The following is a 22,853-nucleotide window of genomic DNA, read 5'->3' as shown; positions in this document are numbered from 1 at the left end:
TTAATGCGATCGCCCACAACTTCCCCCAAGCTGCAATATTGTAAAATAGACAGAAGCAAAAACCTAACCCTGTACCCATGAGTTCCCATCCCCTCTTGAAAGTTGACATTTCCCTACTCAGCGTTGCAGAACGTATCCAACTTGCTGAGGATTTATGGGACAGTATCTTGGAACAGCAAGAGGAAATTCCCTTAACCGAAGCGCAAAAACAAGAATTAGCTCGACGATTAGAAAATTATCAGAAAAACCCCACAACTGGTTCTAATTGGGAAGATGTAAAAAAAAGGTTAGACTTTTCCCGATGAACTATAACTTGATTATCCAGCCAGAAGCAGAATACGATATTCAAGATGCTTTTGAATGGTACGAATCCCAAAATACAGGTTTGGGTTCAGAATTTGTGCGTGCAGTCGATGCTTGTCTGTCAGGAATTGGACGAAACCCCCTTGCTTACCAAACCATCGAACAACAGGTAAGAAAAGCATTAATCCGTCGATTCCCATACATAATTCTCTACGTTTTTGATCGGGATACTGTTTTTGTACTTGCTTGCTTTCATGCAAAACGCGATCCAAAACAGTGGTTAGATAGAATGTAGTAAACTACTTCAAGCAAAGACCATTTTCAAGCAGCTATTTAATGCGATCGCTTGTCTGCGTTAGAAAATATTGATTTAGAATTAACAGTAGATAGGATTTTTGCTTGCCTTGTAATGTCAGGTAATTAGCCTGCATCAAGTATTCTAAGTAGGATTTTACAAAAATAATTCAATTTTAAATATTTGCGATTAATAATCTTATTTTTGATAAAGCTAAATCGGTAGAGAAATAATAAACTTTGTTCCTTTACCAGTGATTGATGAACAGTCTATTTGTCCATCATGTTTATCAATCATAATTTGTTTAGCGATCGCCAATCCTAAACCCGTACCTTTATTTACCACTTTGGTAGTAAATAAATGGTCAAAAATATGCTGTTTGACTTCTTCGCTCATGCCAATACCATTATCGGCAATAATAATTTTTACCTGTTTTTCTGCGGCAAAAGTTGTAATTGTAATTTGGTTGGGATTAGCTGTCATTTCCTTAAAACTACGACCTACACTAGACTCATCTAAGGCATCAATAGCATTTGCGAGAATATTCATAAATACTTGGTTAATTTGTCCAGGAAAACACTCTACTTGAGGTATATCACCGTATTCTGTAAATACCTCAATTGCCGGACGGTGTTCGTTTGCCTTCAAGCGGTGCTTGAGAATTAAAATTGTGCTATCAATGCCTTCATGTAAATTAAATGGCTGTTTGCAGTCTCGATCTGTCCTAGAGAAAGTTCTTAAGCTATTGCTAATACTTGTAATGCGATCGCAAGCCATTGTCATGGAGTCAATCATCTTGAATAAGTCTTCTATGCAATAATCCAAATCGATTTCCTCAGCATGGTTGATAATTTCTTCGCTGGGATTTGGTAAGCTTTCTTGATAAAGTTTTAAGTGTTCGATAAGATCGCCAATAATTGGTTTCGCTTGTTTAAGCGTAGCGAAGATAAACCCAAGGGGATTATTCATTTCGTGAGCTATCCCTGCTACTAAATTACCCAGTGCTGACATTTTCTCGCTCTGGATCATTTGTAATTGGGTATGTTGTAACTGCTGTAGAGATTGGGTTAATTCAGCAGTGCGCTTCTCAACCTGTTGTTCTAAAGTGCGGGTAAGATGGGATAATTTCAGGTGTAGTTTTAATCTGGCAATAACTTCTTCCTGTTGGAAGGGTTTAGTAATGTAGTCAACAGCACCAATTTCCAATCCTTTTACCTTATCCAAGGCATCAGATAAAGCTGTCATAAAAATAACTGGAATATTCTGAGTAATTGAATTAGCTTTTAACCTACGACAAGTTTCAAAACCATCAATACTGGGCATCATCACATCTAAAAGAATTAAATCGGGGTGAGCATATTCTGCTTGTTCAATTGCTGACTCCCCATCCGTTGCCATCAGTGCTTTCCAGCCATGTCTTTGAATTGCTTCCGCTAGCACTTTGAGATTATTTGGATTATCATCTACTAAAAGAATACGCATTGGTTTGGCAAGAGAATCTTCTGTCATTTCAGTGTTTCCTCAGTGACTAAGGATTTAATAAATTTTCGTATTTTTGCAGTTTGAAAGCTGGCAGTAAGTTTAGTTAACTCAGTGGTAAAGGGAACTAGTTGGTTGTTTTGCTCCACTTGCTGTTTTAACATTTCTTCGATCGCTGATATATCTCCCATCATTGCTAGGTGATACAATTGTTGCAAAACTTCCTGAGATGGCAACACTAATTCATTATTGGCAGCAAGTATAGATTGCCTAGTAGATCCTGCATAAATCCAATCAATTTTTGGCAGCGATAGCTTCGCTCCTGCCTCGAAGGCAGAACGCAATGCATTCAGCAGTTCATCTCTCTGGAGGGGTTTTGGTATAAATGCGGCTGCTCCTGCTTGTAAACTTTGCTGACGATTTTCCTCGAATACGTTAGCACTAGAAACAATAATGGGAATATTACTGGTTTGGGGATTTTCTTGCAGGTAAACCATGAATTCAAAACCATCCATGTTGGGCATGGCTAAATCAAGTAAAATCAGATCCGGTCTACTTTCACTTATTAATTGTAACCCCTGTTTTCCATCGCTGGCTTCTTGAACGCAACAGCCAAGTTCTTGTAGCAAACTGGTTAAAATTAAACGGTGATTAGCATCATCATCGACAACGATAATATTAGGTGCTTTACCTTGAAGTCCGATGATTTGTTCTTGCTTTGAAACCCTTTCTTCTAAATGCCAATCATGGGAAAGCAATGCTGGCACTGTTACATCCAGCCAAAAAACGCTTCCTTCACCTGGAAAACTTTTTACCTGAATTTGACTGCCCATCAATCCTGCAATTCTTTGGCTAATGGTCAATCCCAAACCAGTACCTTCAGAACGCTGCCCAAGCTCACCTACTTGCTCAAAAGGCAAAAAGATTTTTTCGATATGGTCAGGTGACATCCCGACACCTGTATCTTCTATTTGGAAGCGAATTTTAGCAAGTGAAGATTCAGCCGATTGTTGGTTATTTTCTAGTAGCTCAACTTTAAAAGTGACACCACCATTATCTGTAAATTTAATCGCATTGCCCAGCAAATTTATTAACACTTGTCGCAATCGCTTTTCATCAGCTTCAATTGTCTGTGGTAAGCGATCGCTAATTAAAACATTAAAGCTAATCCCTTTCTGGTCGGCTCGAATACCGCAAATTTCCGTCACTCCATGCAATAAACTAGATAAATTGAGACTACTAATAACTAATTCTAGTTTGCGAGCTTCAATTTTTGACAAATCGAGAATATCATTAATTAATGTCAACAAGTGCGAACCGCATTGATAGATAATGCTAACTCCTTCCCGGTTTTTCTCCGTCAAATTTGGCGATGCTTCCAACAATTGAGCAAAACCCAAAATACCATTCAGGGGTGTACGTAATTCATGACTCATATTAGCAAGAAACTCGCTTTTTGCTTGGTTTGCAGAATCAGCTGCTTGTTTTGCTTCTAGGAATTCGTGAGTTCGTTCTTCCACCTTTGTTTCGAGGGTTTTGGAGTAATCTAATAGCAGTTCGTTGGTTATTTCCAATTGCTGATTAGCTTCTTCTAACTTCTGCTGTTTATAAGCATTTGTTGACGCGATCGCACTACTAATAAATGCAGCTAAGGCAGGTGTTATCGGAATCAGCACACCAGCCAAAAACATCCCGTAGGCACTTCCCATCAATGCCGCACTCAAACCTACAGTTGTCCAGAGAATTCTACCACCCGGAATCTGTCGTTTGTTCGGCATACTAGCTAAATACCAACTGCCTGTAGAACCAATTGCTGACCATAAAAAAATCCAGAAAGACAGAAAAGCCCCAGAAAAGCCGTGGATGTTGGTTTTTGCTGTTTTTGCCCCCTGCACTAGTTGGAGAGCAATATTGGCATGAATAACGACACCAGGAGTCGGTTTTTGGGCAGAAACCAAAGAGGAACTGAATGGTGTGCTAAAAAAATCATTGGTACTAGCAGCAGTTGAGCCAATAAATACCATGCGATCGCGCATCAACTCTGCCGGAATTTTTCCCGCTAACACATCACGCATGGAAACTTGACGAAATGCAGTTTCCGAACCATGCCAATTGAGCAGAATTTGATAACCCCCAATATCCGCGTCAGTATAACCAGCTTCTTGATTTTTCAGTGGTTGATAAATTGCTTTGCCCAATTGGAATTTTTGCTGCTTTTCATCAACAGATTCTAATGTTATTTTTTCCGCTTCAAGATACTTGAGTGCAACAGCAGTTCCCAGTCCCGCTTTAATTGCACCCTTTTCTTTTACATCCTCAGCTGTGAGTAAGGCACGACGCACATGGCGATCGCCATCTAAAACCAAATCAGCTAGTCCCACTTGGTCATTTTTTTTCAATTCCGGTGGAGGATTTACCCGCTCACCAATGATTTTTTCCACTCCAATCAAATTGGGAGTTGTGCGGAAAATTTGCACAAGTTGCTCGTGACCAGCTCCTTCTGGCAAATCTCGATAGAGGTCTAAACCAATAGCACGGGGTTTTTGCGCTCTGATTTTTTCCAGTAATTGTGCTAGCGACCAATCTGGAACGGGCCATTTTCCCACTGATTGGATATCTTGTTCGTCGATAGTGACGATCACGATTTCGTCAGCTAGTTGTTGTTGCGATCGCAGTCGCACCCATTCATCACGGAGTTTCCACTCAGGCAAATTAAAAAGTCCCAAAGACTGCCCAACAATTACTGTTAAAGCAACACTGGGAGTAATAATCAAAATGCTGCGACTATGTTGGATAAAAGCTCGAAATTTCTGCCACATACCATGCAATTAATTTATTGATCGGGAAGGGGGAAAGGAAAAAAACCCCATCCAATTTCTTCCCCTTTACCCCTCTTCATAAATGGGTGGGGTCGCAATACAAGAGTCCAATTTCTTCCCCCCTTTACAAGAAAGGCAGAAGTTCGAGGGCAGAAGGCACTTATGTTAGGAGTATCAATTAAAACTTACTTTGTGGGTTTAAAGCCCAGTTGAAACAAATAATTATACTCAAGATGGCTTGCACGGACGGTATAAAACGTCCTTGTTTCAATCCCACTATGAGTAAGGGTGGGTTGCCTTCTGCCTTCTGCCTCCAGCATAAGTGCCTTCTGAACCCTTCCCCTTTCCCCTTTACCCCTCTTCATGAACTGTGTTAGCGCTAGTTTCCAGATGCCACTAATGGGGCTGTGACAATCTCCTTCAAGCTAACTGAGGAAAGAAGTTCTTCCCATTGCTTGATGATAGTTGGATTGTTGGGTTGGCTCAGATGTAGTGCAGCTAGTGTTGCCACACAGTCATACCACACACCATTTTTACCCAAAGCCTCTACCTGTTTGAGAGGATCTTGTTGCTGCATAGCCGTTACCAATTCCGCGTTGGGCTGGATGCGTTGAATCCAACCATCAACGTAAGGGGTACTTGGACTAAGTTTTCCATTTACTTTCAGTGCTAGGAACCATTGATAGTTTTTACCAACTGTTAAAGCGATCGCATTTGTCGGCAATTTGACCGCAATTACCCCAGATTTTCTCGCAACAGGAATAGTCATCTGGTGGTGCATGTTACCAGCTTCATCCTTGATACTGAAGACAGCTTCTTCTGCATTAGAAGCAGGAAGATACACCATTATAGTTGGACGCTCAGATAGTGTTGTCCCATAATAACTTTCTGGCATGAGTCCAATTAATGCTGCAGAACCCGTTGACCCCACTCCCGAAGGATTCAAGTAGTAAGTCCTAACGCGAGAAGCCCCACCACTAGCCTGTTGAGGAGCGCTGCTACCCTTGGCAGGGGTAAACAGATTACCACGGGAAGCCCCACCACTAGCCTGTTGAGGAGCGCTGTTACTCTTGGCAGGGGTAAACAGATTACCACGGGAAGCCCCTCCAGTTGCTTGTCTGGGCGCACCATTTCCTTTCTTCGGCGTAAAGAAAGTACCACGGGAAGCTCCTCCAGTTGCTTGACTGGGAGCGCTATTTTTCGCCGGTGGCGTAAATGTCACAGCGTAAACACTACTCCAGCCACTGCTAGCGACCAGAGCGATCGCACTCAATGCACTAATTAAATATCGGCGTTTCATGATGTTTTACTCATTGTTGTTAAGTCGTGATTTAAGATACATTGATGTAACTTACTAAAAAGTCATTTTTAACTCTAAGCCCAAGCTAAATAGGGGGTACATTAGCTGTTATAAACGAATTTAGAGGGAAATTGTACAAAGAAAATACGTTTTTTTTCAGATTTATATCAGTAATATTGCGTAGTTAATTCCAGTTTCCAACTAAAACAAAGGCAGACCAAAAGAACGGGTCGCGGAAATCAGTTTGGCGAATCAAGTTTATTTGTGCCTGCCGCAGTGCTTCGGCTTTAGTCATTTTGGGTTGTCGTAGTTGTTCGTAGAAGACAGTCATGAGCATTTCGGCAGCTTTATCTTTCACCGACCAGAGGGTAGCAAGAGTAGAACGGGCACCAGATTTGACAGCTAAACCAGCCAGTCCCAAGACAGCGCGATCGTCTCCGGTTGCAGTATCGCAGGCACTCAGTACCAATAACTCGATCGCTTTCGATGAATCCCCACTACGATTTTTGAGGAGTTCGGACAATTCCTTTACATTAACTTGTCCATCCCACGTAAGTAAGTAGGTATCTTCGAGACGAGAACTAAACTGTCCGTGGGTTGCAAGGTGGACAACATCGGCACCGCTAGATTTGACGCGATCGCCCAAAGCTTTACTAGTAAACTGCTGGTTTAGTAAGAGCTTGGATGATACTGTCTGGGAGATTTTCTTCACTTCTGATTCCACCGCAGGTAAGGCAGCAAAACCAGAGCGAGATTCACTAATACCACCAACGATCGCATTAATTCTCTTTTGCTGAAATGATTGAGCTGCCATCAGTTGCAATCCTGGTGAAAGGGCAACTGCATATTTCTCAATCAGATATTGCTTACCGTCATACAAAGCTGCCATTGGAATGTTCCGCAACTTCCCATCCAAAACAAACACTAATGTTTTGGTATCTTTAAAGGCTTGTTCCTGTTCTGGGGGACGAATCAGCCAATCATAAATTTGTTGGCTAAATCGCTTCTGGTCTTTAGAATCGGAAACAGGGTTAAGGGCAACCTGCAAATTATCGAGAGTTTGTTCAATTTCCGCTCTTAGTTTGTGCGTTACGTAATAACGCAGAGGTTGTCCGGTTTGAGAGACAATCGTTGCCAAGCGATCGGGCAGAATAATCGGGTAAATAACTGCTGCTGTGGGGTCAACTTTGTCTATCTCCTGCGCTTTATCTAAACAAGCTTCCCGGAAAAAGTTATCGAGTTCGGCGATTTGTAGAGATTCAATCAATTCACGAGCTTGTAAAAGTTCTGTCTGACTCGGTTGTTTATCAAGAAGTAAACCCACGAGTTCCCGGTAAACAGGTTCCACACTTTCGCGGAAAGAAAATTGAACATCGGGATTAACAGCAACCAAATCAGAGCGCAGTGACTTTAATGCCTTGACTGCTTCGGTATAAGCTGAAATTGCTTCGGGTCTATTACCCTGTTGCTGATACAATTTTCCCACCTGCCATGCCGATTGAGCAATGATATCATTAGCTTGGAGTTGACGGGCAATATTCAGGGATTTATCTGCTAATTCCTTTGCCTCTGACCACTGAGAAGTGCGTTGGTAAAGTTGCCCCCACTGATATAGTGCATATGCTTCTGCGGGAGCATCCTGAATCTGTTGTGCAGACTTAACTGTAACTGCCATGAGTTGCGCTAGGTCTTTGTTTGGTACAACTTGGTCGGGTTTTTCTAATTTATTCAGGGTAGCAACAAAATTAATTGCTGCATAAAGGGAACTATGGCTGGGTGGTAGTTCTGACAATTGTTGTCGCAATACAGGTGTGAGTGGGATAGCATATTCAAGTTTGTCGTAATCGACCAACAATTTGAACCGAGCTAAACGCGCTTGCAATTCTTCATTTGGATTAGTCGCGGCTTTTTCTGCATCTTCAAAGTAATTTAATGCCGCTTCTGGGTTTTGCAAATCTGAGGCATTTTTTCCTAGACTGGAAAGGATAGAACTTAACTGGGTTTTGGCTTGAATTTTATTCGCTGCGGCTAAACTTTGTTCTAAGACTTGCTGGCTGTTGCGATCGCCAATTGCGTGCAGAGCTAAACCAAGCGATCGCAATCCACTCACTTTAACTTCCGAATCTGGCATTGCTGCCAATTTTTGCGTTAGCGTCTCCAACTGCTGTTTTGAGCGACGATAAAATCCCAAACTTTGTAAAGCTTGTGCCTGGTTAATTTGACTACCCAGACTCCCCATTTTATCGCCAGCCTGCTCGTAATATTTTTGGGCTTGTTGCAAGTTTTCGATGGCAGTTTCGGTTTTACCTGTATGAAGTTGCAAATTTGCTTGGGTATTCAGTACTTGTGCCCAGATAATTGCATCGGCAGCGGGTTTAGCCGTTTGCAAAATTTTTACACTTTGGTCGATCAAGTTTTTGGCTGCTTCCCACTGATTGAGTTCTTGTTGTGCCAGCGATAGGTAACTTAAGCTTAGGGCTTCGTTAATGCGATCGCCTTGAGTATGATACTGTTGTGATGCGGTTTGCCAAGCCGTAACAGCTTCCGCAAAACGTCCCAATTGGTAGAATTTTCGTCCTTGTTCTAGCCCGTTGATTGGTTGGGAAGAAGAGAGAACTGGTGTTGTTACTGGTGCAGATGCTTTTACAGGTGTAACGGTAAATGCTAAACACAAACTGAAAATACTGAGGCTTACATATAGCCAACGAGTTTGTTTAATTCCAAAAGCCATAAATCATTAATTACTTATTATTGGGTAGTTTGTTTCAAAATTAGTCACAACACCGATTTTGAGGAAATGACTATATCTATAATTCCCAATTTATAATGCGAGCTATCAGTGGATCGGCGATCGCTTGGGGGAATTAGCTTCTTAGCCCAAAACTAATTAACTCCCCTTGACAGCAAGGTTAAAGATCGTTGCCCCTGAGGCAAAGATTTATCTGAAACCAACTCGATTTTTCCTTCGGCGTTACCATGCCAGGAAGTAGCTTGGACAAGAGTTTCTGGAGATGGAAGAGTTAATTCCTCTTAACAGCAGCACAGGTTAATGTTTGTTGCACCTGAGCAGAAGATTTATCTGCAAATAACTCGATTTTTCCTTCGGCGTTACGATGCCAGGAAGTAGCTTGGACAAAAACCTCTGGAGATGGTGAGGCAGACCGATATTGTTGTTCCAACAAAGATGGCGTAACGAACCCGGAGGGTGATATTTGGGCAGTGAGATTGCCAGTTTGACGGTATGCAGTCAGATTGCGAATATCAGACCAAGTGCGATCGCTCCCAATTTGCTGCGTTGGATTTTGCGGTATCCCACCCCGTCCCGTTGCCACAAAACTACTGCCTTGATTTGCAGAACAGCCTGTAGTAATAAGCTTAGATGAATCTGTTAAGCTTACGGGCAGTTCAACTAAACCAGAGTTGTGGTCAACACCAAAATTATTAATATCTACCGTACCGTTTACGCCAAATTCGGAACTGGCAGTAATGTCATTTTCTGGAGTGAGTTCGTTACGGTATTTTAGCCCGAATATGCCTTGGGTGTTGATTTGAATGTTGCCCCCATTACCTTGGACTGCGTTACCGACAATATCGCTGTTTTCTAAGCCGACGATGATAGGAGAGTTAATGGTGATGTTGCCACCGTTGCCGATACCACCTGCATTAGTAACTATTGAACTACCACGACGCACGATCAAGTCATTTGCCTGGATAAAAATGTTACCGCCTTCACCCTGAAAAGTAGCGGCAGTAAGGCTACCACCATTGTTGAGCCGGATTGAACCTGCATTAATTTCAAGTTTTCCAGCATCGCCAATGCCTTGATGATCAACACCAACAATCGCCCCATCTGTAATCTGCAAGCGTGGGGTGTTAACAACGAGTTTACCTATGTTACCTGCGATCGCATCTGGTAATCCAAATAGTTGCCGAATGGGTGGTGCAAGCAATTCTGCCCTAGCACCAATCCGACTAGGAAGACCAGAAATACTACCCACTCCACTGACTTCAACGGTATCTGAAGCATTGATGAGCAAATCCCCTCCGTTTCCGCTATTTACGGTAGAGGCAACTATGCCTGCTCCATCACGCACTCTCAGTTTGGGGGTGTTAATAGTTAATTTACCTGCATTCGCTTGGCTGAACGTGCCGACAACTATTACGCTATCAGCCAAGTTTTGTGGGTTTTCTCCGCTGACTTCGATGAACTCAGAAGCATTAATCGTGGTATTGCCTCCTCTACCAGTTCCCAAGCTAGAATTGCCGATCACAGCACCATCTAAAATCTGCAATCTGTTGGTAACTACTCGAATATCACCACTTTTCCCAGAACCGCTGGTTCTAGTGTTAAGTGAACTGGCAAATCCGCTAATCGGTGATAGTCCCACAATTTGAAGCAAATCCCCTATTTTCATCAAGATATTACTTCCTGTGCCTTTACCAAAATTGAATCCATGAAGAGATCCCCCATCCTGGAGAAATACTTGTGAAGCAGAAACCACTATATTACCCCCAGCACCATCGCTGAAGTTATCAGCACGCAACATACTTTGTGGAAAACTATCGGTGCCAACTCCCCGCAATTCTAACGACTCACTAGCGTTAACGGTGATATCGCCGGAATTGCCACTCCCTTGATTAATCAATAGGGCAGCAGAAGCATCATTCAAGCTAATATTTCGACCCTGGAAGTGAATAGAACCCGCAGGAGTACCACTGGTATCGATAAGGGATTGATGCGAAAGCTGAATATTACTAAATTGCTTTATATTGCCATAATCAAAACTCCAACTAGGAGAGGAGGTGTTTAGATTAACTGTCCCATTACTGGCGCTACCGAGTTCAATATGTCCAGAGGGTGCATTCTCAATTGCCGTGTCGTGACTTGAACATCACCTGCCCGTCCTTGCCCCACGGTATCGGAAATGATTTGACTGTGACTTGTGGCGGGTTTGAGCGATGAAAACCCATAAATCTGAATCGAATCCGCCGCGACGGATATATTTCCTCCTATTCTATCTGCAAAAGTACGGGTCTTAATTTCTGCTCCATCTTCGAGTAGTAATCGTGGTGCACTAATCAGCAGATTACCACCAACACCGGCGATCGCATTCGTGATCAAAAGGCTTTGGGAAAATCCATTGTTGCCCACTCTCCGTAGTTCCAAGGAATCGCTAGCATTGACCTTAAGATCCCCAGAAACTTGATTTTCCTGGTTAGTTAACAATGCCACAGAACCCTCATTCACGCTAATATTTCTGCCTTGGAGGTGAATTGAACCGGCTGGCGCACCACTGGCGTTAGCAAGGGCTTGATGCGAAAACCGAATATCGCCGAACTTTTGAAAAGTGCTGTAGTCAAAATTACCGCTAGGGGATACTGTGTTGAGATTAACGGTTCCATCTTCAACGCTACCAAGTTCTAGGTGACCTGAAGGTGCTGTCAGAATGCCACCATCTAAAATCAAGTTTCCCCCCACAAGTGCTAGGGTTTTGCCTATGTCAACTTGTAAGCCACTGGGAGTTGCTCCCATCTCAAGCGGGCCATTTCCTTCAATCAAGCGGTGTCCTGTATTTTTGACAGCGATAGCTCCCGGATTTTGCCCCATTTGCAAACCGATGGGTACACTCATTGTTAACAACGGCTGATTACTCGAATTCACTGCACTAAATTCAACTCCATCGGCAAACTTAATACTATTCGCTGTCGTCCCCACAAAGGAGCCGCCAATATTCAATGCGGCATCTTTACCAAAGACAATCCCCGCAGGATTCATCAAAAACAAACTCACAGAATAATTACCGTGAAGAGTTTGAATTAATCCCTGAATATCGGAAACATTTCCACCTGTAACCCGGCTAAATATGGTTTTAATATTTGGCGTGTTAATTAAATCAAAAGTCGCTGAACCACCTGTAGGCACAGAGAAATTACTGAAGCTGTGAAATAAATTATTCCCTTTTTCAATCCCGTTAAGAATATTAAAATTATTACCATTTGGGTTGACAACGGTGTTAATTGTACCATCGGATGTCACTTGTGCGTTGGCGCAGCCACTCCAAAGGAGTATCGCGCTTAGTATCATTCCTGGAGTGAATAACCCAGTTGTGAATATAAATAGAAAAGCTAGGACTCTCATCACGAAAAACTTCCTTAACCTGATTTCAAGTTATAGTTCCCGTTCAAGGCATTATTGATAACATGATTAATTTTTGCTAACAGCAGCACAGGTTAATGGTTGTTGTACATTGGCAGTAGCAATATCAGCAACTAACTCAATTTTGCCCTGAGCGTTACGATGCCAGGAAGTAGCTTGGATGAGAGTTTCTCTTGGTGCTGATATTTGGGCTTGTAAAGCTTGTATTTTGCGGTATGCAGTCAGATTGCGGATATCAGACCAAGTGCGATCGCTCCTCACTTCTTGATTTGGATTTTGCGGCACACCACCTCGCCCTGTAGCGACAAAACTACTACTTTGATTGGCAGAACAGCCTGTGGCAATTTGTTGGGATGAGTCTGTCAGATTGGTAGGCAATTCTATCAAGCCAGAATTGGGGTCAATACCGATATTGTTAACTTGCACTATACCACTAACACCAAACTGCGAACTAGCAGTAATATCGTTTTCAGCAGTCAGTTGTGGACGATATTGTAAGCCGATAATTCCTTGTGTAGTGATTTGAATATTACCGCCACGTCCTCGGACTGCGTTGGCAATAATATCACTGTTTTCTAATCCCACAATGATGGGCGAATTGATGTTAACATTACCGCCATTACCATTACCGCCTGCGGTGGCAGTGATTTGGCTATTGTCGCGCAGCTGCAATAACTTGCCAACTCCTAAACTGATGTTACCTCCATCACCAGATGCAGTCTTTGCTTGGATTAAAGCTTGATTCTTTAATTGAATACTATCTGCGGTGAGGTTGATACTACCACCATTGCCACTACCATCATTGGTAACGCTCACAGCCCCGCCATCCTTGAGCGTCAGGTTTGGTGTCGTGATGCTCACAGTACCTGCACTACCTATAGGTGTACCATAGAATACATTGAATCGCTTCTGTAATGTTGGGTCTAGGCTCAGGACGGACGAGGTGATGCCGCTATTGGGGATGCCGCTATTATTTATTACTTGATTACTGCCAATAATTTGGATGGATTCTATGGCATTTATCCTGATATCTCCGCCATGACCGGCAGAAAACGAACTTGCGGTAATTGCTCCCCCATCTCGCAGATACAACCTGGCTGTATCCAATGTTATGGTTTTAGCGTTTCCTGTACTGAAGGCAGTTGAGCTAATCCTAGTACCCATAGGTGCCGAGTTGCTTCCCCTGACGGTAGTATCCATGTTGCGAATGACAACTTGACCACTGTCACCGCTACCACGGGATATTGAAGACAGCCCTGCACCATCGGATACTAGTAAACTATCGCCATTCACGAAGACATTACCTGCACTTCCAGAACCGAAGGTACTGGTGTTAATCACGCTACCAGTTGAACTGATGGGCGAGAAGCCAGATATCTCCAGCACTGAGGCATCAACCTGGACATTGCCACTGGTAGCTGTTCCAAAAGTAATGTTGTTTAATGCTGCTCCCTGCTGAAGGCTGAATCGGGGAGTAATGACGCTGATGTTCCCACTTGTTCCAATGCCTAAGGTTTCACTGCGAATTCCGCTGAGTGTACCAGTCACATCGATTCCTGCTGATGCTTGCAGATGTACATTCCCACCAGGAAGATTACCGAGATTTTGTGCTAATACTAGGGAGCTATCGGTAAGTTGAATGTGTTTACCCTGCACCTGCACGGAACCTGCATTTACCCCACTGACATCTAGTAGAGATTTCTTTTCAAGTTGAATGTCACCAAAGCTTTGCCCGTTGCTATACCCCAGTGTATAACCCTGAGTGGTTGGCACGAGGCTAACTAACCCTGCGTCGCCCAAACTACCCAATTCAATCCGTCCTTGTTCGGCAGTCAGAGTTGCCCCATGCAAATTTAGAGTACCACCAAGCAACGCCAGAGTTTTTCCAGGCTGTACCCGTAGTTGTGTGGGACTAGGAGTGCGAGTGATAGGAGTCCGACCATTGTTAAGTGTTAAGGTATGTCCTGTGCCTTGAACTGCCAACGCTCCAGGATTGCTACCTAGTTGTAAACCAATGGGAACATTAATACTCAACAATGGGGGAGCTTGGGAACTAATCGCCTTAAACTCAGCGCCATCAGCAAATTTGATACTTTCGGCGGTTGTAGCAATAAATGAACCCCCAATATTTAAGCTGGCATTTTGTCCAAAGATGATGCCCTTGGGATTAAGCAAAAATAGATTAGCACTACCGTTGGCTTGAATTAAACCATCAATATGGGAAACATTTCCACCCGTAACCCGACTAAATATAGTTGTAATATTTGGCGTGTTGGTTAAATCAAAAGTCGCTGAACCACCCGTAGGCACAGAGAAATTACTGAAACTATGAAATAAATTATTACCTTTTTCAATCCCGTTAAGAATATTAAAATTATTACCAGTTGGATTGACAATGGTGTTAGTTGTGCCATCGGATGTCACCTGAGCGTTGGCGCAGCCACTCCAAAGGAGTATCGCCATTAGCATCATCCCTGGAGTGAATAACCCAGTTGTGAATATAAATAGAAAAGCTAAGACTCTCATAACAAAAAACTTGGTTAACCTAATTTCAAGTTAGTGTTCCCTTTAGAGCATTATTGATAACATGATTAATTTTTGGTAGCAGCAGCACAGGTTAATGGTTGTTGTACATTTGCAGTAGCAATATCAGCAACTAACTCAATTTTGCCCTGAGCGTTACGATGCCAGGAAGTAGCTTGGATGAGAGCTTCTCTTGGTGCTGATATTTGGGCTTGTAAAGCTTGTGTTTTGCGATATGCAGAAATATCGCGGGTGTCAGACCAGGTGCGATCGCTCCTTACTTCTTGAGTGGGATTTTGCGGCATACCACCCCGTCCCGTTGCCACAAAACTACTATCAGTATTATTGGAACAACCTGTAGCAATTTGCTGGGATGACTCAGTAACATTCGTCGGTAATTCCACTAAACCAGAATTGGGGTCAACACCGATGTTATTAATTTGGACTGTGCCACTGACATTGAATTGTGAACTAGCGGTAATGTCATTGCTAGAAACTTCTCTAGGATTGAGGAGATTACGGTACTCTAAGCCGATAATTCCCTGAGTAGCAATTTGAATATTGCCGCCCTTTCCTTCAACTGCATTGGCAATAATGTCACTGTTTTCTAAACCCACGATGTTCGGAGCATTAAGCGTAATATTGCCACCATTGCCACTGCCCCCTGCTTCTGCATTAATGAAACTGGCACGACGCATCAGTAGTAGATCCCGCAGTTGTAAATTAGTGTTACCACCACCACCTGCTTTTGTTGATGCGGAAATGCTTGCACCATTATCAAGTCGTAGGGTGTTCGCCTGAATGTTCAGAGTACCAGCTTTACCGGAGCCAAGGTTTTGGACAAAAACTGTTGCACCATTGCTAATGTTAAGCACTGAGGTGTTAATCGTGGTGTTACCTGAAATAGCCCTGGAAACTCCACCAACAGGACGAACAGCTGTACCAATATAGCTGGGATTTTCTGCATCTTTTACACCATTCACATCAATCGAATCAGACGCATTAATAGTCAGTGAACCTGCATTGCCAGCAAACCCTATGCTAGAAGCTGACACTCTGCCACCAGCTTGAACCGACAGTGTGCGGGTATCAATTTTCAAATCCCCTGCATTACCAGACCCGAATGTGGCAGTAGACAACAGAGCAAAATAAAAACCCTTTGGCGCTCCCTCATTTGTCACCTCAATCGTATCTGCCTTCACGATGAGATCGCCGCCGTTGCCAGAAGCATAGGGTCTTGCTGCTATATTCCCGCCAGCTAAAATAGACAGATTTTGAGTGGAGATGGCAATATTCCCACCTTTTCCAGTCCCATAGGAAGCAGCTAATATCTGGCTGACTGCTCGGAAAGGAAAAGGATCGCCAAATGCAAAACCATTGACTTGTATTTGATCGGCATTGATTGCAATATTGCCACCCGGCGCTGCGCTAAAGGTACGGTTGAAAATATACCCACCCCCATCAACACTCAAGTGTGGGGTGGTAATGGTAATATTCCCAGCCGCACCGGAGGATATAGTTTCATTAATTAAACTGCTGGAACTCTGAAAATTAGGAGACTTGCCGATAATTTGGAGGGACTCTGTGGCATTGATGGCAATATTACCAGCAGTTTGGTTGCTGCGATTTTGTACTAATATCAGCGAACCATCTCGGATACTGACTTGTTTCCCCTGAATTTGGATTGCTCCTCCACTTTCACTACTAAGGTCGCGTGTAGATGCTAAAGCTCGTTGGGTTATTTGAATATTGCCAAAGTTTGCAGTATTGGGATAGCTGAAGGCAAATCCTTGAGGGATGGAATTGAGGGCAACGCTTGAGCTAGTGATGCTACCCAGTTCTATCAGTCCTCCTGGTGCAGAGAGCAACCCTCCTTCCAAGGCAACATTCCCACCCAGCAATGCTAATGTTTTTCCAGGTTGCAACTGTAATCCTCTTGCACCAAGGTTCAGTCCAGAAACCTGGAGTGAGTCGCCTAATCGGGCATTGTGTCCTGACCCTTGAACCGCAATCGCTCCTGGATTGCTGCCAAATTGTAAGCCAACAGGTACACTCATAGTTAATAAGGGTAGTGGTGTGGCATTGGTGGCATTAAACTTAAACCCGTCTGCAAATAATACGCTGTCAGCAGTTGTACCAATAAATGACCCCCCAATATTTAAGCTGGCATTGGCTCCAAACACAATTCCACTGGGGTTGACCAGAAACAGGCTCACGGGATTGGTGTTTTTAATAGTCTGAATTAAACCATTAATATTAGAAACATTTCCACCAGTCACCCGACTAAATATAGTTGTAATATTTGGTGTGTTGGTTAAATCAAAAGTCGCCCAAGCATCTGTAGGCACAGAAAAATTACTGAAACTGTGAAATAAATTATTACCTTTTTCTATACCGTTAAGAATATTAAAATTATTACCGCTTGGGTTGACAGTGGTATTAGTTGTACCATCGGATGTCACTTGAGCGTTGGCGCAGCCACTCCAAAGGAGTATCGCCATTAGCATTATCCCTGGAGATAATAACCCGCTTGTTAAAAGAAATACAAAGGGTACGACTCTCATCACCAAAAACTTCCTTTAACTGATGTCAAGTTAGAGTTCCCTTTTAGGGCATGGTTAATAACATGAATGAACTTTTAGGAACCGCAGCACAGGTTAATGGTTGTTGCGCCTGAGTAGGAGATTTATCTGCAATTAATTCGATTTTGCCTTGTGCGTTGCGATGCCAACTTGTAGCTTGAACCAGAGTTTCTGGAGATTCAGGTATTTGTGCGGTGACTTCCCCGATTTTCCTGAATGCAGAGATATCGCGGGTGTCAGACCAAGTGCGATCGCTCCTCACTTCTTGAGTGGGATTTTGCGGCACACCACCCCTTCCTGTTGCTACAAAACTGCTCCCTTGATTACTCGCGCACCCTGTGGCAATTTGCTGTGATGGGTCTGTTACATTTGCTGGTAGTTCGACTAAGCCAGAATTAGGATCAACACCAATGGTATTGATTTGCACATTCCCATTGACACCTAACTGCGAACTCACCGTAATATCATTGTCAGGGGTGAGTTGGTCACGAAATTTTAGTCCAAAGATGCCTTGAGTTGTGATTTGAATATTGCCCCCCCTGCCTTTAATAGCATTAGCAATAATGTCACTGTCTTCTAATCCAGCGATGATGGGTGCATTAATGTTTATATTACCTCCATCACCATTATCGCCTGCTGTTGCTGCGATCGCGCTCTTGTGACGCAGCAGCAATAAGTTCCCAACTTGTAAGTCGATATTACCTCCATTACCTGATTCTGTTTGTGCCTGGATACTTCCTTGACGGTCTAAGCGGATGGTATTGGCTGTGATCTTGAGACTGCCACCATTGCCGCTACCTTGACTAGTGACACTGACTGTTCCGCCATCTCTCACCGTCAGATTCGGCGTGGTGATGCTCACATTACCCGCATTTGCCGTGAGTTTATCCGGTAGATGGAATTTCTGCCGCAGTAGTGGAGATAGTAGAATGCTAGACGAGTTGATACTGCTGTTATTGCTTCGACTGCGACCGCTAATTTCGATGGATTCCGTGGCGTTAATGCTTATATCTCCCCCATTACCTGCAAAAAATGTGGTTGCCCCAACTGCTCCCCCATCCAGAATTTGCAATTTGGCGGTATCTAAGGTCAAAGTTTTGGCGTTTCCGGTCGCAAAAGTAATTGAGCTAATGTTGCTATATAGTCCAGAGGGGCTTTCTCCCATGACAGTGGTGTGATTGGTGCGAATCGTCACTTTACCACTGGAGCCACTACCAAATGTAGCTGAAATGAGTGATCCACCATTTGACACCAGTAAACTATTGGCATTGACGGAGATATCGCCAGTATTCCCAGAACCATAACCAGAAGTAGAAAGACTACTAACGCTATTTGGATTGATTGGTGAGAAGCCAGATAGTTCAATCGCTGTTGCATCAATGTGGATATTGCCACTGGGAGCCACTCCAACTGAAATGCTATTCAACCCCCCTCCTACCTGAAGGGTAAGACGGGGAGTAATTACACTGATGTTCCCACTAGCTGCGATACCCACAGCTTCAGTACGCACCCCACTCGGAATTGTGGTATCAGCTGTTCTGCCAATCAGATCAATCGCCTCTGTAGCCTGAAGGCGAATGTCACCACCGGGGAGATTGCCGAAATTTCGCGCCAGTACCAGAGAGCCATCGGTAAATTGAATTTGCCTACCTTGAATTTGGACGGAACCTGCATTTACCCCGCTTATATCTAATAGCGATCGCTGTGTAAGCTGAATATCACCAAAGTTTTGCCCATTTTCATATCCCAAAGTATACCCCTGTGCAGTTGGTATCAAACTAACCAACCCTGCACCACTTACACTGCCTAATTCTACTTGTCCTCGCTTGGCGGTTAGAGTTGCCCCATTCAGATTCAGATTGCCACCCACCAAAGCTAGAGTTTTTCCAGGCTGTACCCGCAATTCTGTAACACTCGGATTTTGAGTGACAAGGGGCAGTCCACCAGGATTACTCAAGCGGTGTCCTGTGCCTTGGACAGTAATCGGTGCAGGATTGTTGCCCATTTGCAAACCAATAGGAACATTAATACTCAACAAGGGGGCAGATTGCGAATTAATGGCGCCAAACTCAACACCATCGGCAAATTTGATGCTGTTGGCAGTTGTGCTGATAAACGATCCGCCAATATTCAATTGAGCATTTTCCCGAAACACAATTCCTGCGGGATTCATCAAAAACAAACTCACAGGATAATTACCGTTGAGAGTTTGAATTAATCCGTTAATATCGGAAACATTTCCACCCGTAACCCGACTGAAGATAGTTGTAATATTTGGCGTGTTAGTTAAATCAAAAGTTGCCGAACTACCAGTAGGCAAAGAAAAATTACTGAAACTATGAAATAAGTTATTAGCTTTTTCAATACCATTAAGAATATTAAAATTATTCCCACTTTGGTTGACAATGGTGTTAGTTGTACCGTCAGATGTCACCTGAGCAACAACTGGTAAAAAGATTCCAGTAGCTAACAATCCTGTAGCGATCGCATATAGAAATGCAATAGTTCTCATGAGATAAAATTCCCAATTCTGATTGTCTTAGTTTTCCCTCAAAAGTATCATTTAGAACATTCAAAACTAATTAATAAATTTGTACTACCAAAATAAATTTAGGCTGGGATGGGCGATCGCTTTCCTTTTGGCTGGGATAATATAAATTAGCAATAGCGGTCAAAACTAATCATGAATCGTCCCCAGATTCTTCAGCCTAACCAAACCTATACCTTTAGCAAATATTTTGAGTTGTCTTTCTCCCCGGAAGATATCCTGGCTGAACTTGGGTGTAGCTACAATCGCCAAAGATTGCAATTACCGACTGTGGAAATTCCAGAGGATGCGATCGCACCCCTTGTTAGTATTATTAATCGCAACTTTGCACGGGTAAAATTATTAAGTGAGGATGCTCGCAAACAAGCAATTATTGCTCCCATTCTCCTAGAAGTATGTGAAATTACTCAAACTCAGTTAAATATTGAGTATCCAATTAATGTTAATGCGCGATTGCAAGGTCGTTTGGATTATTACATTAGTCAAGGTAAGGAACTACTAGTAATAGAAGCCAAGCAAGCTGATTTAAGCCGGGGATTTACTCAGCTTGCAGTTGAATTAATTGCTTTAGACCAATGGACGCGATCCGAAACACCTATTTTATATGGAGCGGTAACTACGGGGGAAGATTGGCGCTTTGGTATTTATCATCGTCAAAGTCAGCAAATTACTGAAGATTTGAAGTTGTATCGAGTACCAGAAGAAATCAGCATATTAGTAAGTATTTTGGTGGGAATATTGAATAATTCGTAATTACGAATGAAGAATTATTACAGCAGATTTCACTCCTTAGGAAGTACATATGCCAAAACTTTGTAGAGACGTAGCACAGAATAGTCTCTACGTGTATTCGATTAAGGCGATAGGGTGCTGTATGACTACTTAAAATGGCGAATAGCTGAGTGAGAAGTACAGCCCATTTTCCTGGAGCGATCGCCTTTCACCGTCCACCGATATCAGGGGAATACCCCAATCTAAACGGGCTGAAAAATTGTCACCCTGTTTCCACAGCAGTCCTAATCCTGTACCTAGGAGCATACTTGGTGATGGATTTTCGCCCTTGACATTCCAGCCTTTGCCAATATCAATGAAAGGTGTTAGTTGCAGCACCCCGCCAATCTTAGAAGCGCGGGCAATGGGTACTCGAAATTCTGCGGAAAATAACAGACCATTATCTGTAAGTAATGTGTCTTGGCGATAGCCCCGCACACTGAGCTGTCCACCCAGACCAAATTGCTCCAACGGTACCAGAGAATCGGCTGCTGCTTGGAAATCGCCCCTTACCAAAAACAGAGTGTCTGGTGCAAATTGCCGCACCCACTGTGCCTGTCCACGCCAAGCAAAAAAGCGGCTATCTGGCATATCATCATTGACATTTGCACCGAACCAATCTACCCCAACACTAAATTGCGATCGCGCTGCAAAAACTTGCTTGCTGCTACGTTGGGTATATTCTTGGGTAAAGCGCAGGGCGGAAATTTTAGTTTTTCCGTCTGAAGAAGCACCGGGGGATAAAGGAAAACCTCCGATGTTATCAATACCTAATTCGGTTTGGCTTTCCTGACGCGAGAATGATAGTCCCACTGCTAATTCTTCGGTTGGTTTTTGCACCAGTGGTTGACGATAACTAAAGTCATAATATTTGCTGTTTGACTGAATATCAAGGACACTGAAAGGTTTTTCAATCACGTTGTTCCATCCCTGGTTATAACCAAAGGATACAGTGCCATTACGCGCATTCACTGGCAGCGTATAATTGACGTTGACTGTATTACTACCATCAGTATTGGCGTAACCAACACTGAGCGTATCACCCAAACCCAGTAAATTAGCTTCTTGCAGGTCTATTCCCCGACGAAAACTACCTACACTTGGCGATCGCCCATTATCTAGGGTTGTTGTAAATTTGAAGGTGTCTGCTTCTTTTACCTCGACTTGTAACAAATTCGTACCCGGACGCGTACCTGTTTGCAACTCGGCTGACAGATTTTGAATGCGCGGATCGAGTCTGAGTAATTGTAACTTTTCCAGTAAACGGGGTACATTAAGGGGTTTTTCTGCACCCAGTCGAATGCGATCGCGAATATATTGGCTACGCAACCTTCTGTTACCAACAATTTTGATTTCTTGCAAGCTACCTTCGATAACTTGAATTTTGATGACTCCTGCTTCTAATGTCTGCGGTGTAATCAATGCCCCTGTAGTTGCATAGCCTTTAGCAGTGTAAAGCTTGGTGATGGCATCTTTGACTTGCAATAGCTCGGCAAACGTTAGTTCTCGTCCCACAAAGGGAGCTGTTACAGCAACAAAATCTTCTGGTTTGAAAATTGTACTACCAACAACTTCAATGCGATCGACCTGAAATTTGGCATCTATGTCATCTTGCCTTGGAATTTGCGTTTCTGGTAGTTGAGGAGGAACTAATCGATCTTGGTTTGATGGTTGCGGTAAAACATCCGACGGTAATGGAGTTACAGGAATATCTTCTAAGCGATCGCTTGGTAAAGAATTGGGATTGGGAATTTGGGCGATCGCTTTGCTGCTGGGTTCAGCGCAGAATGCCTGTTGATAGTTACACAATAATGTTGCCAGAACAAAGCCGAATGTCAGAGGTTTTATCTGTGTGATATTATTGAAATAATTGTTTAATGTTTTTAGAGAAAATACTATTTTAATAATTAAGTTTTTAACAATAATTTGCTTCACTACATACATTTATTAATTCCTACTACTAGATGTATTTGTTGAGATATACTATAAATATAGTGACTGTGTTTTTTAGTATTGCCACCAGAGGAAATACTGATTTCGCCTAAGTAAGTGGGCGGGAAAATTAAATGCCCGTTA

At 43.0% G+C, this 22,853-nt stretch carries 13 protein-coding genes; 3 read left to right on the top strand and 10 right to left on the bottom strand.

The window, feature by feature from the left end:
- The first annotated feature begins 77 nt into the window (after nt 1-77).
- Both TOL9009_RS0110220 and TOL9009_RS0110215 read left to right on the top strand, forming a co-directional pair.
- Entirely contained in the window at nt 78-305 is a 228-nt protein-coding gene (locus tag TOL9009_RS0110220) for an addiction module protein (protein WP_029632718.1), read from the top strand.
- Nucleotides 302-598: a type II toxin-antitoxin system RelE/ParE family toxin gene (locus TOL9009_RS0110215; RefSeq protein WP_029632717.1), complete on the top strand. Its 297-nt coding sequence runs from the start codon at nt 302-304 to the stop codon at nt 596-598. Before TOL9009_RS0110220 ends, TOL9009_RS0110215 begins: the two co-directional genes overlap by 4 nt.
- A gap of 213 nt (nt 599-811) precedes the next feature.
- Here TOL9009_RS0110215 and TOL9009_RS0110210 read toward each other — a convergent pair whose 3' ends face one another.
- The 9 genes from TOL9009_RS0110210 to TOL9009_RS0110165 form a co-directional block, all read right to left on the bottom strand.
- Nucleotides 812-2,107: a hybrid sensor histidine kinase/response regulator gene (locus TOL9009_RS0110210; RefSeq protein WP_029632716.1), complete on the bottom strand. Its 1,296-nt coding sequence runs from the start codon at nt 2,105-2,107 to the stop codon at nt 812-814.
- Nucleotides 2,104-4,896 carry a CHASE2 domain-containing protein gene (locus tag TOL9009_RS0110205; protein WP_029632715.1) on the bottom strand — a complete coding sequence of 931 codons (2,793 nt, stop codon included), beginning with the start codon at nt 4,894-4,896 and terminating at the stop codon, nt 2,104-2,106. The genes TOL9009_RS0110210 and TOL9009_RS0110205 overlap by 4 nt, the downstream gene beginning before the upstream one ends.
- A gap of 379 nt (nt 4,897-5,275) precedes the next feature.
- Nucleotides 5,276-6,196, bottom strand: coding sequence for a DUF928 domain-containing protein (locus TOL9009_RS0110195; protein ID WP_029632713.1), 921 nt, complete (start codon nt 6,194-6,196; stop codon nt 5,276-5,278).
- 184 nt (nt 6,197-6,380) lie between these two features.
- Nucleotides 6,381-8,927: a CHAT domain-containing protein gene (locus tag TOL9009_RS0110190; RefSeq protein WP_029632712.1), complete on the bottom strand. Its 2,547-nt coding sequence runs from the start codon at nt 8,925-8,927 to the stop codon at nt 6,381-6,383.
- Between the two features lie 289 nt (nt 8,928-9,216).
- Complete coding sequence (locus tag TOL9009_RS38780; protein WP_242055341.1) at nt 9,217-10,866, bottom strand: autotransporter outer membrane beta-barrel domain-containing protein; 1,650 nt, start codon at nt 10,864-10,866, stop codon at nt 9,217-9,219.
- Between the two features lie 137 nt (nt 10,867-11,003).
- The gene (locus TOL9009_RS0110180) at nt 11,004-12,233 is read right to left on the bottom strand and encodes a filamentous hemagglutinin N-terminal domain-containing protein (RefSeq protein ID WP_260675874.1); all 1,230 of its coding nucleotides are present in this window, start codon (nt 12,231-12,233) and stop codon (nt 11,004-11,006) included.
- A gap of 168 nt (nt 12,234-12,401) precedes the next feature.
- Nucleotides 12,402-14,822, bottom strand: a complete 2,421-nt coding sequence (locus TOL9009_RS0110175; RefSeq protein WP_242055347.1) for a two-partner secretion domain-containing protein — start codon at nt 14,820-14,822, stop codon at nt 12,402-12,404.
- A 122-nt stretch (nt 14,823-14,944) separates the two neighbouring features.
- Nucleotides 14,945-17,383 (bottom strand): two-partner secretion domain-containing protein, encoded by a 2,439-nt coding sequence (locus TOL9009_RS0110170; RefSeq protein ID WP_242055334.1) that lies wholly within the window; start codon nt 17,381-17,383, stop codon nt 14,945-14,947.
- 100 nt (nt 17,384-17,483) lie between these two features.
- Nucleotides 17,484-19,970 (bottom strand): two-partner secretion domain-containing protein, encoded by a 2,487-nt coding sequence (locus TOL9009_RS0110165; protein ID WP_029632708.1) that lies wholly within the window; start codon nt 19,968-19,970, stop codon nt 17,484-17,486.
- A 171-nt stretch (nt 19,971-20,141) separates the two neighbouring features.
- On the opposite strand from TOL9009_RS0110165, the gene TOL9009_RS0110160 reads away from it, so the two are divergent.
- On the top strand, nt 20,142-20,759 hold the full coding sequence (locus TOL9009_RS0110160) for a hypothetical protein (RefSeq protein ID WP_029632707.1): 618 nt from the start codon (nt 20,142-20,144) through the stop codon (nt 20,757-20,759).
- A 129-nt stretch (nt 20,760-20,888) separates the two neighbouring features.
- On the opposite strand, the gene TOL9009_RS0110155 is transcribed toward TOL9009_RS0110160, so the two are convergent.
- The gene (locus tag TOL9009_RS0110155; RefSeq protein ID WP_084763165.1) at nt 20,889-22,721 is read right to left on the bottom strand and encodes a ShlB/FhaC/HecB family hemolysin secretion/activation protein; all 1,833 of its coding nucleotides are present in this window, start codon (nt 22,719-22,721) and stop codon (nt 20,889-20,891) included.
- Nucleotides 22,722-22,853 lie beyond the last annotated feature (132 nt).

Source organism: [Scytonema hofmanni] UTEX 2349 (assembly GCF_000582685.1).
Lineage (GTDB): Bacteria > Cyanobacteriota > Cyanobacteriia > Cyanobacteriales > Nostocaceae > Hassallia > Hassallia hofmanni.
This window is presented reverse-complemented; position numbering and strand designations above follow the sequence as displayed.